The sequence below is a fragment of the Streptomyces sp. NPDC049970 genome (genome assembly GCF_040660235.1).
In the GTDB taxonomy this organism is placed as follows: domain Bacteria; phylum Actinomycetota; class Actinomycetes; order Streptomycetales; family Streptomycetaceae; genus Streptomyces.
Genome location: NZ_JBFALP010000006.1, coordinates 132,906 through 146,721 on the forward strand (window position 1 = coordinate 132,906; position 13,816 = coordinate 146,721).

10 protein-coding genes are annotated in these 13,816 nt (G+C 73.2%); 4 read left to right on the forward strand and 6 right to left on the reverse strand.

Annotation, left to right across the window (positions count from 1 at the left end; all coding sequences use genetic code 11):
- Positions 1-71 precede the first annotated feature (71 nt).
- The gene (locus tag AB0I83_RS13950) at positions 72-626 is read right to left on the reverse strand and encodes an XRE family transcriptional regulator (protein WP_356529942.1); all 555 of its coding nucleotides are present in this window, start codon (positions 624-626) and stop codon (positions 72-74) included.
- A 6-nt stretch (positions 627-632) separates the two neighbouring features.
- Positions 633-2,837 carry a helix-turn-helix transcriptional regulator gene (locus tag AB0I83_RS13955; protein WP_363304731.1) on the reverse strand — a complete coding sequence of 735 codons (2,205 nt, stop codon included), beginning with the start codon at positions 2,835-2,837 and terminating at the stop codon, positions 633-635.
- Positions 2,838-3,497: 660 nt separating this feature from the next.
- Here AB0I83_RS13955 and AB0I83_RS13960 point away from each other — a divergent pair.
- Positions 3,498-3,947, forward strand: coding sequence for a hypothetical protein (locus AB0I83_RS13960; protein ID WP_363304869.1), 450 nt, complete (start codon positions 3,498-3,500; stop codon positions 3,945-3,947).
- A gap of 200 nt (positions 3,948-4,147) precedes the next feature.
- On the opposite strand, the gene AB0I83_RS13965 is transcribed toward AB0I83_RS13960, so the two are convergent.
- Genes AB0I83_RS13965 through AB0I83_RS13975 form a run of 3 tightly spaced genes read right to left on the reverse strand, consistent with a single transcriptional unit; the run spans position 4,148 to position 9,813 of the window.
- Positions 4,148-7,123 (reverse strand): hypothetical protein, encoded by a 2,976-nt coding sequence (locus AB0I83_RS13965; protein ID WP_363304732.1) that lies wholly within the window; start codon positions 7,121-7,123, stop codon positions 4,148-4,150.
- A gap of 3 nt (positions 7,124-7,126) precedes the next feature.
- Positions 7,127-8,443 (reverse strand): hypothetical protein, encoded by a 1,317-nt coding sequence (locus AB0I83_RS13970; protein WP_363304733.1) that lies wholly within the window; start codon positions 8,441-8,443, stop codon positions 7,127-7,129.
- Positions 8,440-9,813, reverse strand: a complete 1,374-nt coding sequence (locus tag AB0I83_RS13975; RefSeq protein ID WP_363304734.1) for a hypothetical protein — start codon at positions 9,811-9,813, stop codon at positions 8,440-8,442. Before AB0I83_RS13975 ends, AB0I83_RS13970 begins: the two co-directional genes overlap by 4 nt.
- A 208-nt stretch (positions 9,814-10,021) precedes the next feature.
- Here AB0I83_RS13975 and AB0I83_RS13980 point away from each other — a divergent pair, with 208 nt between their 5' ends.
- The 3 genes from AB0I83_RS13980 to AB0I83_RS13990 all read left to right on the forward strand — a co-directional run bounded on the left by AB0I83_RS13980 (position 10,022) and on the right by AB0I83_RS13990 (position 11,686).
- Positions 10,022-10,456: a hypothetical protein gene (locus AB0I83_RS13980; RefSeq protein ID WP_356529935.1), complete on the forward strand. Its 435-nt coding sequence runs from the start codon at positions 10,022-10,024 to the stop codon at positions 10,454-10,456.
- On the forward strand, positions 10,453-10,731 hold the full coding sequence (locus tag AB0I83_RS13985; RefSeq protein ID WP_363304735.1) for a hypothetical protein: 279 nt from the start codon (positions 10,453-10,455) through the stop codon (positions 10,729-10,731). Before AB0I83_RS13980 ends, AB0I83_RS13985 begins: the two co-directional genes overlap by 4 nt.
- Positions 10,732-10,831: 100 nt before the next feature.
- Positions 10,832-11,686 (forward strand): DUF3592 domain-containing protein, encoded by an 855-nt coding sequence (locus tag AB0I83_RS13990; RefSeq protein ID WP_363304736.1) that lies wholly within the window; start codon positions 10,832-10,834, stop codon positions 11,684-11,686.
- A 59-nt stretch (positions 11,687-11,745) separates the two neighbouring features.
- Here the strand turns inward: AB0I83_RS13990 and AB0I83_RS13995 are convergent, their stop codons facing one another.
- Positions 11,746-13,812 carry an iron ABC transporter permease gene (locus AB0I83_RS13995; protein ID WP_356529929.1) on the reverse strand — a complete coding sequence of 689 codons (2,067 nt, stop codon included), beginning with the start codon at positions 13,810-13,812 and terminating at the stop codon, positions 11,746-11,748.
- Positions 13,813-13,816 lie beyond the last annotated feature (4 nt).

A 13,816-nucleotide genomic window follows, 5' to 3' on the forward strand; every position in this document is an offset into this window, starting at 1 on the left:
AGATCCGCGGAGAAGGGCAGGCGCACCGCGTCCGGGCGGACGGGGACCGCGGACGGGCCGGGCCGGGTTCCCTACAGGTCGAACTCGATGTGTTCGAGGTCGGTGTACTCGACGGACAGCCCGGCGGCGCGGCGGCCACCGTCCTTGAAGTACACCTCTTGGAGGCCCTCCGCGGCGATGTCCCGGAGCCGCCGGTCGTCGGCCCCCTGGTCACGTGCCTCGAAGAGCCGCGCCGCGTAGGTGGGTGGGAGTGCGACCGTGAGGTGGCGCAGCCGGGCGTCGTCCGTGGTGCCCGGGGCCGCGGTGTAGCCGAAGCGGGCGCGGGTGTCGATGACGAGGCCGGTACTGGTGGCCGCGGACTGCTTGGCCCTGGCCCGGACCCGGGGCTGCCAGCGCCTCCTCACCTCCCGCTCCAGGCGGGTGGCCAGATCCTTCCTAGGATGCTTGATCTGGTCCTTGACGTACCGTTCGACGGTGCGCTGGGAGACTCGCAGCATCTGGGCGACGGCCTTGGTGCCCTTGTACTGCTTGACGAGGTAGCGCATCTGCGCGCCGGCCGATCTGGGGACGGGCCGGGTGAACGCCCTTTCCACCGCCTTGTCGAGGCCTTCGGAGAACATGCTCATCGCGGTCTACTCCCCCGTGTCCGCAGAGGTGACCTGGCCGTCCTTGATGTAGCGGGCGAGGTTGAGTTCCTGGCCGTGCTCCTCGCGCACGCCCTCAGCCCACAGCACGGTCTGGGTGCCTTCGTGCTTGACCATGCCCGGCGACACACCGAGGCGGAAGCCACCGGGCAGCGGCTTGTCCTGCCGGTAGGGGAGGAAGTCCAGGGGCCCGGGCCCGTCGGCGGCGTACACGGCGCAGTCGGAAAGGACCGCGACCGGGTACTCGCCGGTGAAAGCGGCGTGCTTGAACATCTTGCGGTGCATGTTCGTCCGGGTCCTGGCGATGACGGCGGCGCGGATGTCCGGCCGCCACGTCGGGCGGGACAGCGCCCGCCACGGCTCGCCCGGCTTCCACCGCTCGCCCCGGGGGCGTTCGCGGAGTTTGCCGATGCCGCCCTTGACCGTGGCCTTGACCGCGGAGAGCACCGCTGCCATCTGCGGGTCACGGTGCCGGTGGCCCTCCATCGCCGCGAGGAACTCCCCCGGGCCGAGATCGGAGGTGACCCCCAGGTCGGCCATCGTGGCGATGTAGGCGTCGCGCAGCCGGTTGTACCATCCGTCCAGGTACCGCCCGTTCTCGTACCTCACGTACGCCTCGGCCGGCGCCACCCGGCAGCCGAGCTCCACCGCGTACGCCACGGTGGGAGTCGCGTACCAGGCGGGGCCTTCGGGCCGCTCGCCGTTCGGCGTGAACGGGGACGGCAGCCGTTCGTCCATCTCCAGCCGGGAGAGGTCGACCAGCCAGGAACCGGGAAGCTTCGGATCGAAGTCGGGACGCCGGAGGTGCGTGGGAGCACCCAGTCCCACGATCGTGCCGTTGGCGCCCGCCGCGAAGGCCATGTTCACGTCGATGCCGACGACGTAGCGCTTGGTGTACTCGTCGTCGGTGAGCGGACGGGCCCAGTCGTACGCCTCCTCCACGAGCTTCTCGGCCGGGGTGCGCTCGTGGAACCTCGGCAGGTGGGCGAGCAGGGGGTGCCCGTCGGGCGCCTCGCACGGTGCGCAGTCGACCGGATCCTCCCCGAGCGAGCCGGGGTTGGGCTCCCCGTGCCGCTTGCCTGCGGCATCCGGTCTGCCGGCCCGGGTCGGTGGGTGGAGTGCCGTCATCAGCTCCAGGCCGGTCACGGCGGTCGATCCACGGGGTGTGAGCACGCGCGTCGCGTAGGTGCCGAGCACTCGGACGAGGTCGGGCGCCGGAAGGCCCGCGGCGTTCCCCCAGTGGCGGCTCTCGAGGGCGTCCCAGGACGGGATGCACAGCTGGACGCACGCGCGCCTGCCGTCCCGCGCCGGGCGGTAGATCCGCGCCCAGGGACCGAGGCCCCGCTTCGTCAGCTTCCACTCCGCGCGGGCCAGTTGCCGGGCGGCCTTGTGGTCTTCGGGCAGGCGCCCTGAGAGGCGCTCCTCCTTGGTGAGCCGGACCGGCAGGCCGTACCGTTCACAGGCGGACTCCGTCAGGACCAGCAGCGGATCGGCGTCCCTGCCCGGGCCGCTCAGCCGGGGCGCGCCGAGCTTCGACTCGGCGAGGGTCCACTCGACCAGCGCCGGCAGGGATTTGGCCGGCACGTCCAGGAGGAGGCCACCGGCACAGTGGGCGAGGACCTGGCCGTCCTCGACGTCGACGACGGCGAGAGGCCCGTTCTCGAACCGCGCGTCGGCGGGGGCCTGCGCGGGGCCGGGTTTCGTGGTCGCCTTCCGCGGGGCCGGTTCCCTCGGCGGCCGACCGGCGGGCGCGGACGGAGCGGCTGGTGCGGGCGCGGCTTCAGGCGCCCGGGACGGTCCGGGCGACGGCGGAGACGTGTCCGCCTGCCCGGTCGACGTTTCGGCACCGTCCGGCACTTCGGTCGCGGGCGTGCCGGAGACTGCGGCCCCGGGGGCGGGCGTCGCGGGGGCGGTGGCCCCGGGCGTCCCGGAGGCGGTCTCGGGGAACCGTGCGGCGAGGCCCTCCAGGAGCCGGGCGTACGCGGCGCGCTTCGGCGGCCGGGGCTCGGTCCTCCCGGCCTCCCAGTTGCCCACTGCCTCCCGCCGGGCGTCCAGCGCCTTGGCGATCTGGGCCTGGCTCAGTCCGGCCGCCTCGCGCAGTCGCTTGCGCTCGGCGGGGTCCGGGAGCTCTTCCTGTGTCACCTGCTCCAGCAACGCGTCCACCGCGCCGAACAGCTTCTCCGCATCCGACATCCAGGTCACCTCCGTCGGGCAACCGTACCGCAGCGCCCGACAGCGGTTCGCTCAAGCAATCGCTCATCAATCGCTCTTCCTGGAGCGTCCAGGACCCCCGGACGACCGGACCGGCAGCGCATACGAACGCCGATACGGAAGCGGTCGGAGCGGACCGTGGGATTCGCGGGTCGGCAACGTCGGAGAAGGGGTGCGCCGATCCCCGGAGCAGGATTCACATCGTCGCCGCAACCGCACCGATGGCTGAATCACACACCTCCCCGAACGGGCCGTCGAAGTCGGCCGGGCCTTGCCCGCCTCATGCGACGCGGTTGACGGGATGCGGCGGATCCGAATAGGCAAACACGTGGGCGAACTGTGTGCGCAGCCGGTGCACGCGACCAGCTCTGTGTTCGAGTCGGTCACACTTTGCTTAAAGGAATGACCCCCGGCCTTGTTGAAGTGAGTAGCATCAACGATCACACACATTGAGACCCAGCCAAAGACGAGGACCACGTGGCCAAAAGTATTCCCTCAGCCGGCATCAGTGCGGACTACGCGCAGCGGATCACCGACGACCTGGCAGCGAATCGGTCCGAACAGGAGCGTGTGCGTAAAGAATTGACGCATCTTCAGGATCAACTCGTTCACCTGGAGACCGGCGAACAGGTTCTGACCAAGATGCAGGCAGTGCTGGACACCACTGCGGAGCCGGTCGTCCCGAAGGCCAAGGACCGTACGACGGCCACCGTCCCCGCGGCGCGCCGGGCCAAGGGCAGGTCGGCACCCCGGAAGCGAAGCACCAAGTCCAAGACCGAGGCGGAGAAGCCGACTTCAGGGAAGAACACCGGGTCCAGGACCGCGGCCGAGCCGACGTGGCGCGAGCTGGTCGGCGAGTACCTGTCGGGTCAGCGGGAGCCCAAGGCCTCGGCCGAGGTCGCCGCGGGCCTGACGGAAGCCCATCCGCAGCGTGGGGTGCAGGTCGCGGTCGTGCGCAACACCCTGGAACAAGGCGTCGCGCAGGGGCTGTTGGAGCGTCACAAGCAGGGCCGCTCCGTCTTCTACAGCCTCGCCTCACCCAGCTCGTCCGCCGATGCGGCCCGCGACGGAGCCGAGGCTCCCGCCCAGTAGCCGTACGGCCGCGACGCGTTCGGCCCACTTTCCCGAAGGTCGGAGCGTGGCGGGCCGGCGTTCCGGACGCCCTGTCGGCGAGTCCGTCGGTCGCCGCCGTCCGCCGGCCAGGACGACGCGGCGGCGCCGGTCTCCGGCCGGCCGGAGGGCGGGAGACCGACCGACGGGTTCGCGGAGGAGGTGCGGCGCACCGGCGGCCGTCACACCACGACGCAGGTCATGGCTGCCCAAAGCAGCGGCGAGTGCTCGACGCGGCCGCCGTCCCGCCAACGGTCGAGTTGCTCTCGCTGCCACTGGCCCAGTCGACGCACGGGATCACTGTGCTCGTGGGCCGTGTCGACGGCGACGACCGCTTCGGAGAGCGGGCGTACGTCCTCGGACACACCGGCCAGTCGCTGGAAGGCGAGGCTGGTCGGCAGCACCCAGCGCGTGACGGTGACCAGTTCGGCACCGTTGTGGATCATCGCTGTCGCCAGGCCGAACGACTCCGCGAACCGGAGGTCGCCGCCGCTCTCGCAGCCGATGAGGGCGACCCGCGGTGGCGCGGGCCATATCAGCGCGCCCGCCTGCCCGTCGGCGCGCAGGGGGAGCGTCCCGAGCAGGAGGTCCTTGGCCGACAGGGGCCGGTGGTCGCGGACCGGCTCGGCGAGACCGGCGGCTCCCCGGCCACAGCACAGGTGGAGCGCACCGTCCTCACTCCGGCCCCCTTCGACAGGTGCGCCGGTGACGTGCCCTACGTACATGAGTCTCCGCGCCCCTCCGCGGAGTACACCGCCCAGCCAGTCACGGTCCAGGTCGGTTCGGCGAAAGGCCTCCGCCGGATCGGTGACGGACGGCACGGCCACATCCGTGTCGACACGGGTCCGTACGAGGGAGAGCAACTCGGGGTCCGAGCCGGGCCGCCCCAGGACCGAGCCGAGCGTGGAGTCGGCGCGGAACCCTGGGACCCTGGGGTCGAGGACGAGCACGACGGCATCCGCCCCGTCGGCCGCGTCCGTCTTCGCGACCTGAGCCGCGGCCGGGCCGTGCACCCGCAGCGAGGCCGGCGCGGTGGTGACGACGTCCGCCAGGTCGATGAGCCGTACGTCCTCGTCATCGACGGCGAGAAGCTCCCAGGGCACCTGCGCTACGCGGGGAGACGGCTGGATCCGCACGAGTGGCCTGCCCGCACGCGTGGACACGTGGCGTATCTGGGCTGTCAGCCCCTCCGGCCACACTGCTTCGGCGAGCTGCCGGGCGAGGCGGCGCTCGGAACTGTGGCCCGCCATGGCTCCGGAGTCGAAGGCGCGCCGCAGGCCCTCCGTACCCTCGCCGGCCCCCGGCAGCGCGTCGGCGAGCTCACGCACCGCACGGTCGACCTCGTCGGCGGGCCCGTGACCGGTACCGAATCCCCGGGCGCCGACGACCCAGGTCCATGTCATGAACAGGTCGCCGGCGTCGGCCAGTCGGACCTGGACCACCGGAGGGCCGCCCGGGTCGCCGGGTACCCCGTACGGCACCTCGTCCTGGTCCACGATCCGTCGGTGATACCGGAATTCGGCGGCTGCGATGTACTCCTGGAGCGCGACGCGGCCCGTGTCAGGCGCCATCCGCACCTTCGGTGGCGGGCCGACCCGCAGGCCCACCGAGGCCGCGGCCTCCGCCGCCGCTCCGCCGAGCGTGCCGGCCCCGTCGACCCGCCCGTACGCCTTCGACGCCGCCGCCGGGAAGACCGACACCGGCTCCCCGGGGGCGGATGCCGCGGTCCCCCCGGCCTCCGGGCGGTCGGAGGACTGCGACGGGTCCGGGTGGAGGGGCCTCGCCGCCGACCGGGGCGTACGGTCCCAGGCCAGGGAAGCGCCCGCGCATCGGTGCTCGACCAGTTCGAAGAGCAACCCCTGGTCCTGTCGGCGTACGGCGAGGCGGAAGGCCAACCGCATGGCGTCGTCGGCCAGTTCCAGCCACTGGCTGCGTGCGTGGGCGGTGGCGAAGTCGTACCGTGCGGCCTCCAGGGCGAGGGCTGCGGGGAGGGCGAGCGAGAGCGCCGTGTCGATGGACGTCCGCTCGTGGCCGCCGTGGTCCGTCCGGTCGAGGTTGTCCTCGAGGGTTCTCGCGAGCATGAGGTCGACCTGGGCGCACCGCTCGTGCACCTCCCGCTCCTCGTACACGTCGCGGGCCGTCTGGGCCAGCCGCTTCATCTCGGTGGTGTCGCCGCGGACGTAGGCGTGTTGGGCGCTCAGCAGCATGGTGTCGGCTGCCGCGACCGCCGCCCCGAGCCGCTCGAACCGGGCGAGGCTCGCGGTCGTCAGCTCCACCGCACGGGTGCTGTCGCCGCGCAGGCCCGCGAGGAAGCCGCGGGCCTGTTCGCAGACAGCGAGATCGCCGAAGCGTCGCTGCCGCTCGAAGAACGTGGACGCCTCGGTGAACAGGCTCTCCGCGAGGCCGTGCTCCCCACGGCGCATCGCGACGTAGGCCCGCTGGGCGAGCAGCGACTGCCGCTCGCCGGTGTCCCCCGCCGCGCGGAAGCGCTCATCCGCGCGGGCCAGGTAGTCATCGGCCGGATCGAACCGGCCGGTCGAGGCGCAGATCACGCCGAGGGCGGTCAGAAGCCGCGGCACCGCCTCGACCACCGTCTCCGGCAGGGTCGACAGCAGTGTGGTCGCCTGTTCCTCGGCCGCGCCCCACTCGCTTCGCTCCATGAGGAGATGGACCCGGTTCAGACCGAGTTCGGCGGCGCGCAGCCCCTCGGGATCATCGAACTCGGCGAGCCGCACCGCCGCCTCGTCGAGACTGGCCAGTGCCTCGTCCAGGCGTCCGGTGCCACGAAAAAGGTCGGCTGCGGCGAGCAGCGTCTTGAGTAGGACTTCCAACCACAGCTGCCGCCCACGGGGGCCCATGGGCGCCGACGCGAGGCCGTCGAGGAGGGTCCGGGAGCGCTCCACGGCGTCCTCCGCACCCGCCGGGTCCGTCGCGGCGAGACGGACGGCGGCGAGGTCGGACAGGAGGTGTGCCCGCAGGAACCGTGCGTCGGGCGAGTCCTCGACGGAGCCGGCCGAGGTGAGCAACTCCTCGTAGACCTCGCACGCGGCCGTGAGATCCGCGGCCGACCGGTGTGCCTCGGCGGCTGCGAAACCGCTGTCGAACGGTTCCCCGTACAGCCTCGGGACCTCATGGTCCCCCTCGGTGCGCTCCGGCATCGGTCAGTAGTCCTCGTCGGTAGCAGCGGCGGCGGTCTCGGCGAGCAGCGGTTCCGGGGCGAACGGGCGGTGCCGCGCCGCGTCGTGCGCGGGTGGCCGGTCCGCGGCGGCCAGGCGGTGTCGGGCCAGTGCGCGGATCGCGTCGCGCCGGGCGCGGTCCGTGGCTCCATCCGGCCCGGCGGGGTGCTCGGGACCTGGGCCGGGGTCGAATCCGGGCAGCAGGATGCCGACCTCGACGGTCGGCTCCGTCGACTCCGCCGGCAGGTCAAGGCCCGCCCGGCCTTCCCACACCTCGTCCCGTCGGGCCAGAGGTATCCGGTCCGGACGGCCGTCGTCCACCTGGATCTCCGCCACGAGGGACGCCCCGCCGTCAGGGGCCGCGGCGTGTGCCAGGACCTCGACCTCGATCCGTCGCCGGGCACCGAGAGCGCGGGCGGTCCAGGACACCGCGTCCTCGGCGGCGTCGACGAAACCGGGTGGGTATCGGCGCCAGTCGTTGACTCCCGAGCCCCGGGCGATCACCCGGCCGCCCGCAGCGGGCTTTTCACCCGCCGCGAGTGCGTAACCGTCGGGTCGGGCGAACAGTGCGGTCGGATCGGCCGTGGCGCCGGCGGGGCCGGGCCGGTCGAGCGCCGATCGGAGACGGCGCAGCTCGGGCCCGTCCAGTCCGGTGCTGTCCGCCGCGTCGTCGATGAGACGCAGTACGTCTCCCAGCCGTCGGCCCGCGTCCCGGTGCGGGGACGGCGCACGCCACCACTGGATCAGCGGATCGAGAGCGGCCAGGTGCTCCTGGATCAGTTCGGCCGCGCAGTCGTCGGGCTGGTCGGAGCGGTCGTCGAACAACTGATGGCATCGGTGGGTGAGCGCTGCCAGTTCCAGGCCGAGTACGCCCGGGTCGAGGGCCGGTATCCCGTCCGTGTACGAGGCGGGCCACCATCTGGCCGCCCAGTGCCCGAAGGCGAGACGTGCGGCACCGTCCGCGAGGGCGGTCACGCCGGCCGTCACGCGGACGCCGCCCTGCTCTCCCGACGCCAGGTCCTGGACGGCCGCGGCGACACTCTCTCCGTAGAGGGCCCACAGCCACTGCTGTGCGCGTCGCGTGTCGTGGACCTCCGCCGACGGCAGGCCGGAGCCGTGCAGGACCGGCCAGGTCAGCACCGCACCAGCGGCGTCGAGGACGGCCAGGCCGAAGCCGGGGTCCGCGGCGTCGCCCGCGCGGTCAGGGACCGGACCGCCCGGACCCGAGCCCCGGTCGGTGGTGATCCGGATCGCGCCGTCGGCGTCCCTCCGGACGTGGACGCCGGTGTACGTCGGCGTCACGACGCGCTCCTCGGTCCGGAAGTGTTCGGCCGGGCCGACGCCAGGTGACGCAGCGCGGACCGGACCCTGGCACGGTGGTCCATCATCACCGAGCGGGCGACCCCTTCGAGCACCTCCCAGGCCGACGCGAGGTCGTCCAGTGGCGCGTCCCGTACGTCGCGCCCGTGCAGCCGCACCCAGAGCCGCCGCATGTAGGTGGCCCACGGGGTGCGGAGATCCTGGGCGAGGGCGTCCAGGGCACCTCCGTCGGGGTCGGGGTGCGAGGAGACGGTCATCCTGCGTGCGCGCAGGACCGATGCCTCCCGTCGCCAGCGGCTGTTCACGGCCCGGTGTGCCGCGGTCCGCCCCGGGGCGGGCTCCTCCGTCCCCAGCGGATCGAGCCCTGCGGCGAGTCGTCCGCCGAGGACCAGGGCGACGCGCAGGCTCTCGTCGTGCAGCCCGAGCGGAGCGCAACTGCGTCCGGCCTCCCGGCCTACGAGCTCGGTGACGGTCGGCAGCTCCTCCCGCCGGGCCGACGACTGCAGGACCGCGAAGAGCCGTTCGAAGAGCGACCGGTCCAGCGGTGCGGGAAGCGTGGCTGTGGAGGCCGCGCTGCCGACCTCGGGACGCGGCGGCAACTGCCCTGCCGTCAGACCCAGATGCGCGGGCAGGTCGTGCGTGCCCCAGACGCCGGTCGTGTGCGCCCACAGCGCACGTCCGAACAGGCCTCCGTGTCCCGCCCCGACCATGGCGGCGTACCCGGCCGAGTCGACCGGGGCTTCGGGCGTCCCGCACGTGTCCAGCACCTCGCCCGCCAGCCTGATCGCCGCGGCGGCTTCGGCCACCGGCACGGGAGCACGGTTCTCCCACGCCGTGGCCAGTTCTCCGTCGAGGCGGGAGCGCCGGACGGTGTCGGACAGATGGTTCCTCAGCGCTTCGACCGTGCGGTCTCCGGCCGTGACCGCCAGTTCCTCGACCACCGCCCGGGCCGTCAGGTCCGCGCCGTCCGCAGGGGCTCCGTACTCGGTGGCCAGCTCGAAGCAGCGCTGGAAGTACAGGTCCTGGGGGTTGCCCGCGACTATGCCCAGTGCGCGGCGGGCCTTCTTGAGCAGGGTGAACCACTGGGCCGTCGCCGCGAGGCGCGTGCCGGCCTCCTGGATCAGCCCGTCGAGACGCGCGACCTGTGCGGGCCCGAGGAAGTCCACCGCGAGCTCGGGACGCATGGCGGGTCTGACGACCAGCGGTAGCACGACGAGCTTCACCGACCGGGTCAGCGGTGCGCCACCGGGGCCGGACAGCGATTCCAGCCCCGGTCCGAGAGCACGCCAGGCACGGTCGATGACCAGTGCGCGGGGTCGCTGCTCGCCGGTCGACCGGCTCGGAGGCGCCATGTCAGGAGGGTACGCCGCCCGGATTCGCGTCGGCCAACCTGGGATCGGTAGGCGATGCCCGGCCTCTAGCGTCCTCGGCGTCGGGCCTGTGGAGTCGGCGGAGCGGGCCCGCGACCGGGAAACCCGTCGACCCGACACCCGCCTCCACAAGCTCGTACGACCACGTGGGCAGGCCCCCGCGCCCGCCATCACCGGAAGGGAAGACGCCATGGGATTCTTCGGAAAGCGCAGGAGCCGCGAGGAGCGGGCCGCGGAGATCGTCGGCCAGGTTGCCGACGGCAAGGGCTTCTACGGTCGCGCCACGCGGGCGTTCCTCGGGGACAAGGACTTCGCCAGGGTCCAGCAGTCGATCGGTGCGTACAACTCCGGTGTGAGCGCGCAGGGGTTGCTGGCCGCCGGGGCGCCGGCCTTCCCTGCCGTCGTCGTGTCGGTCACCGACACGGGCAGGCTGGTCAACTTCGACCCGGTCGTCGACCTGGTGGTCGACCTCGTGCGGGAACCGTCCGGCGCCTCGGACCGGATCACCCTTCAGACCCTGGTCTCGAAGCTGCGTAGTCCGCGCGCCGGCGACCGTGTGCTGCTCGTCGCCGACCCCGCCCGGCCGGGCGGCTACCTCTACGCGGGGGACGGTGTGGCGCCGTGACCCCGACACCGCCGTACGAGGCGCCGACCGGCGATTCGGTGCTGCTGTCCTTCGACGGGCGGGTGTTGGAGGTGTTCGGATACGCCGACGCGGCCCGCTACCACATCTGGGAGGAGCCCCGCCTGGAGTTCGGCTCCGGCCGGTTCCGCCGGATGACGATCACCGTGCGGAGCGGCAGGCGCCACTCCATCCCGTACGACGCGGACCGGCTCGCCGGCCTCCGGGCGCTGTCCGACCTGGTGGAGCGGACCCTGTCGGCGAGGCGGGGACGCTGACACGGGGACGCGCTCTCGGCCACACGGCGCCCGGCATGACCCGGTCGGCCGCACACGCGCCGGCTCCCGTGGGTCGGCTCCATGGAGAGAGGGGGTTCCGTTGTCCGCGTACGAGGTGCTCGGCCTGTGGTGGGTGCTGCCCGCCGGAGTGGCGCTGTCGGGCTACGCGCTGTCGCTGGCCGGCCTGACCCGGGCTCAGCGGGCGGTGTGGGTGTCGGCCCGCGTCGTCCGGGTGGGACGGCTCGCCCATGGGGCCTCGAAGCGATCCGGGCTGCCGGTGGCGATCACGTTCCGAGATCCGTCCACCCGGCGGGAGTTCGTCCTGCCGAACACCGGCAGGCACGGAGACGTCGTTCACGAGGCCTGGGTGGGCCGTGAGTTCGAGGTGCGCTATCCACCCGGACATCCGCACCGGTTCCGGATCGTGCTCGACACCGCGGGTGAGAAGCACGGCCGCATCGGCTCGAACTGTGCCGTCGCACTGCTTCTCGTCGGGTCGGTCGTCCACGCGGCCGTCGTGCGGGGCTACCCATGGGCGTTGGTCGGTTTCGGTGCCCTGTTCGCCGCCTTCGCGGCGGCCAGCCCGGACATCCGCCAGGCACGCGCCAGAGACGCCCTGATGGCCTCGGCCGTCGCTGTCCCGGCGCGTGTCGTGGCCGTCACCATGGACGTCCACACCGACGGGGAGGGGGAGGAGTTCGTGAGCCACGCGCCGGTCGTCCGGTTCACCACACGCGAGGGAACCGAGGTCACCGTCCTGTCGCTCGACGGCATTCCCGACCCCGGCCCGTCCCTCGACCGCGCCCTCACCGTCCACTACGCACCGACCGACCCGGCCGTCTGGACGGCCGACCCGGCGGCCGACCGCCGTGGGAACGCGCAGGCCGTCGGCACGATCGTCACCCTGCTCGCCGTCGGAGCAGCGGCGGTCGCGACCGGTCTGGTCCTGCTGTGACGACTCGTGGGAGGGGCGGGCCTCCCGCCCGGCAGCAGGGCCCCGCCCCTCCCCCGGTGTCAGCGGCGTGTACGGACCAGCAGGTAGAAGAAGTACGGGGTGCCGATGACGGCCGTCATCAGGCCGGCACCCAGCTGGGCAGGTGCGATCACCGTACGGCCGGCCAGGTCCGCGAGGCAGACCAGGAGAGCTCCGAGCAGCAGTGCGACCGGGACCACCCGGACGTGCCTGCGCCCGACGAGGGCGCGCGCGGCGTGCGGCGCGACCAGCCCGACGAAGCCGATCGTGCCCGCCGCGGCCACCGCGGTGGCGCCGAGCAGGACCGCCATGACGAGGAAGCCGAGCCGGGCCCGGGTGAGGCCGAGACCGAGGAGTCTCGGGGTGTCCTCGTCCAGGGCGACGAGGTCCAGCTCCCGTCGCCGTGTCACGGCCATGCCGACGCCGAGGGCGAGCACCACGGCGACCGGCAGTACGTCGGGCATGTTCCGCCCGTACGTCGATCCGCTCAGCCAGGTGAGTGCCCTGGTCGTGTCGAACGGGTCGCTGAGCACGATGACCAGACTGATCAGCGCGGCCGCGGCGGCGGACACCCCGACGCCCAGCAGGACCAGCCTGTTCTGCCCGAAGCCACCCCGCGCGGCCAGGCCGAAGACGATCGAGGCGGCGAGGGCCGCGCCGCCGAACGCCGCTCCCGCGATCGCCCAGGAACCCGGTGACTGCACGCCGGTGACGAGCAGTACGGCGCCGAGGCCGGCACCGCCGGAGACCCCAAGGACGCCGGGCTCCGCGAGCGGGTTGCGGGTCACGGCCTGGACCATCGTGCCGGACAGGGCCAGCGCCGCCCCGGCGAGGAGCGCCGCGGTGACGCGGGGCACCCGGGTGTCCAGGACGTACGTGACGATCCGCCCGCCCCGGCCCTGCGCCCAGTTCACGACGTCGCCGAGCAGGAGTTTCGCGTCGCCGAGCAGCACCGCGGCGACCGTCACGCCGACGAGGACGACGGTGAGGACGACCAGGGTCGCCACGAATGCCGAACGTCCCGGGATCCGCAGCCGGTCGGGCGCGTCGGAGGTCGCGGTGTCGCGGGTGCGGATCGCCATCACGACGAGGAACACCCCGCCCACCACGGTCGTGACGACCCCTGTCGGCACCTCCACCGCGGTGTCGGCGGGCACGACCGCGCGAAGCAGGACGTCCGAGCCGAGGACGAGCGCCGCACCGACGAGTCCGGCGACCGGCAGACTCACCCGGGACCTGGAGAGCCCTCGGAACCGGCGGATCAAGGGGCGCACCAGCGCGGGGGCGCAGAGGCCGACGAACCCGATCGGTCCGGCGAGCGTGACCGCGGCCGCGGCGAGCAGGGTGGCCAGCACGACGGTGGTGACCCGGGTCCCCCGTACGGGTACGCCGAGGCCTCGGGCCGCGTCGTCGCCCAGGGCGAGCGCGTCGACGCGACGGGCGACGAGCAGCAGGCCGACGAGGGCGACGGCGATGACCGGCGCCATCTGGCGGACCCCGTCGAAGCCGTTCTGTCCGACGCCTCCCTGGGCCCATCTGTAGAGGCCTTCGGTCTTCTGGGGGAACAGGAGGAGGAGGGCCTCGGTCACGGCGTTCAGGCCGAGGGCGAGCGCGGTGCCGGCGAGGACCAGGCGGACGGTTCCCCTGCCGAGCCCGGAGAGTCCGAGCACGACGGCCGCTGCGGCGAGTCCGCCGACGAACGCGGCGCCTGAGGAGGCGAGGAGCGGCAGGCTGGTGCCGGCGACCGCGAGGACACCGAGCGCGAGATACGAACCGGCGTTGACGGCGAGGGTGTCGGGCGAGGCGAGCACATTGCGGCTGACCGCCTGGAGGGCGGCGCCGGACATGCCGAGGGCGAGTCCGACGAGGACGGCTGCCACCATCCTCGGCAGCCGGGAGGCGACGACGACGGAGGCGTCCCCCGCCTCGGCGTGGCCGGTGAACGCGTTCCAGACCTCCGCCGCGCCGACGTCCGCGGTTCCCTGGGTGATGTCGACGGCGGCGAGCACCACGACCAGCACGACCAGCGTGGCCGCCACCGCGACCGCGCCCGTCGTGGCCGCCGCGGTGCGGTCACGGCCGACCGCGGTGTCGTCGATGACGGCCACGGCG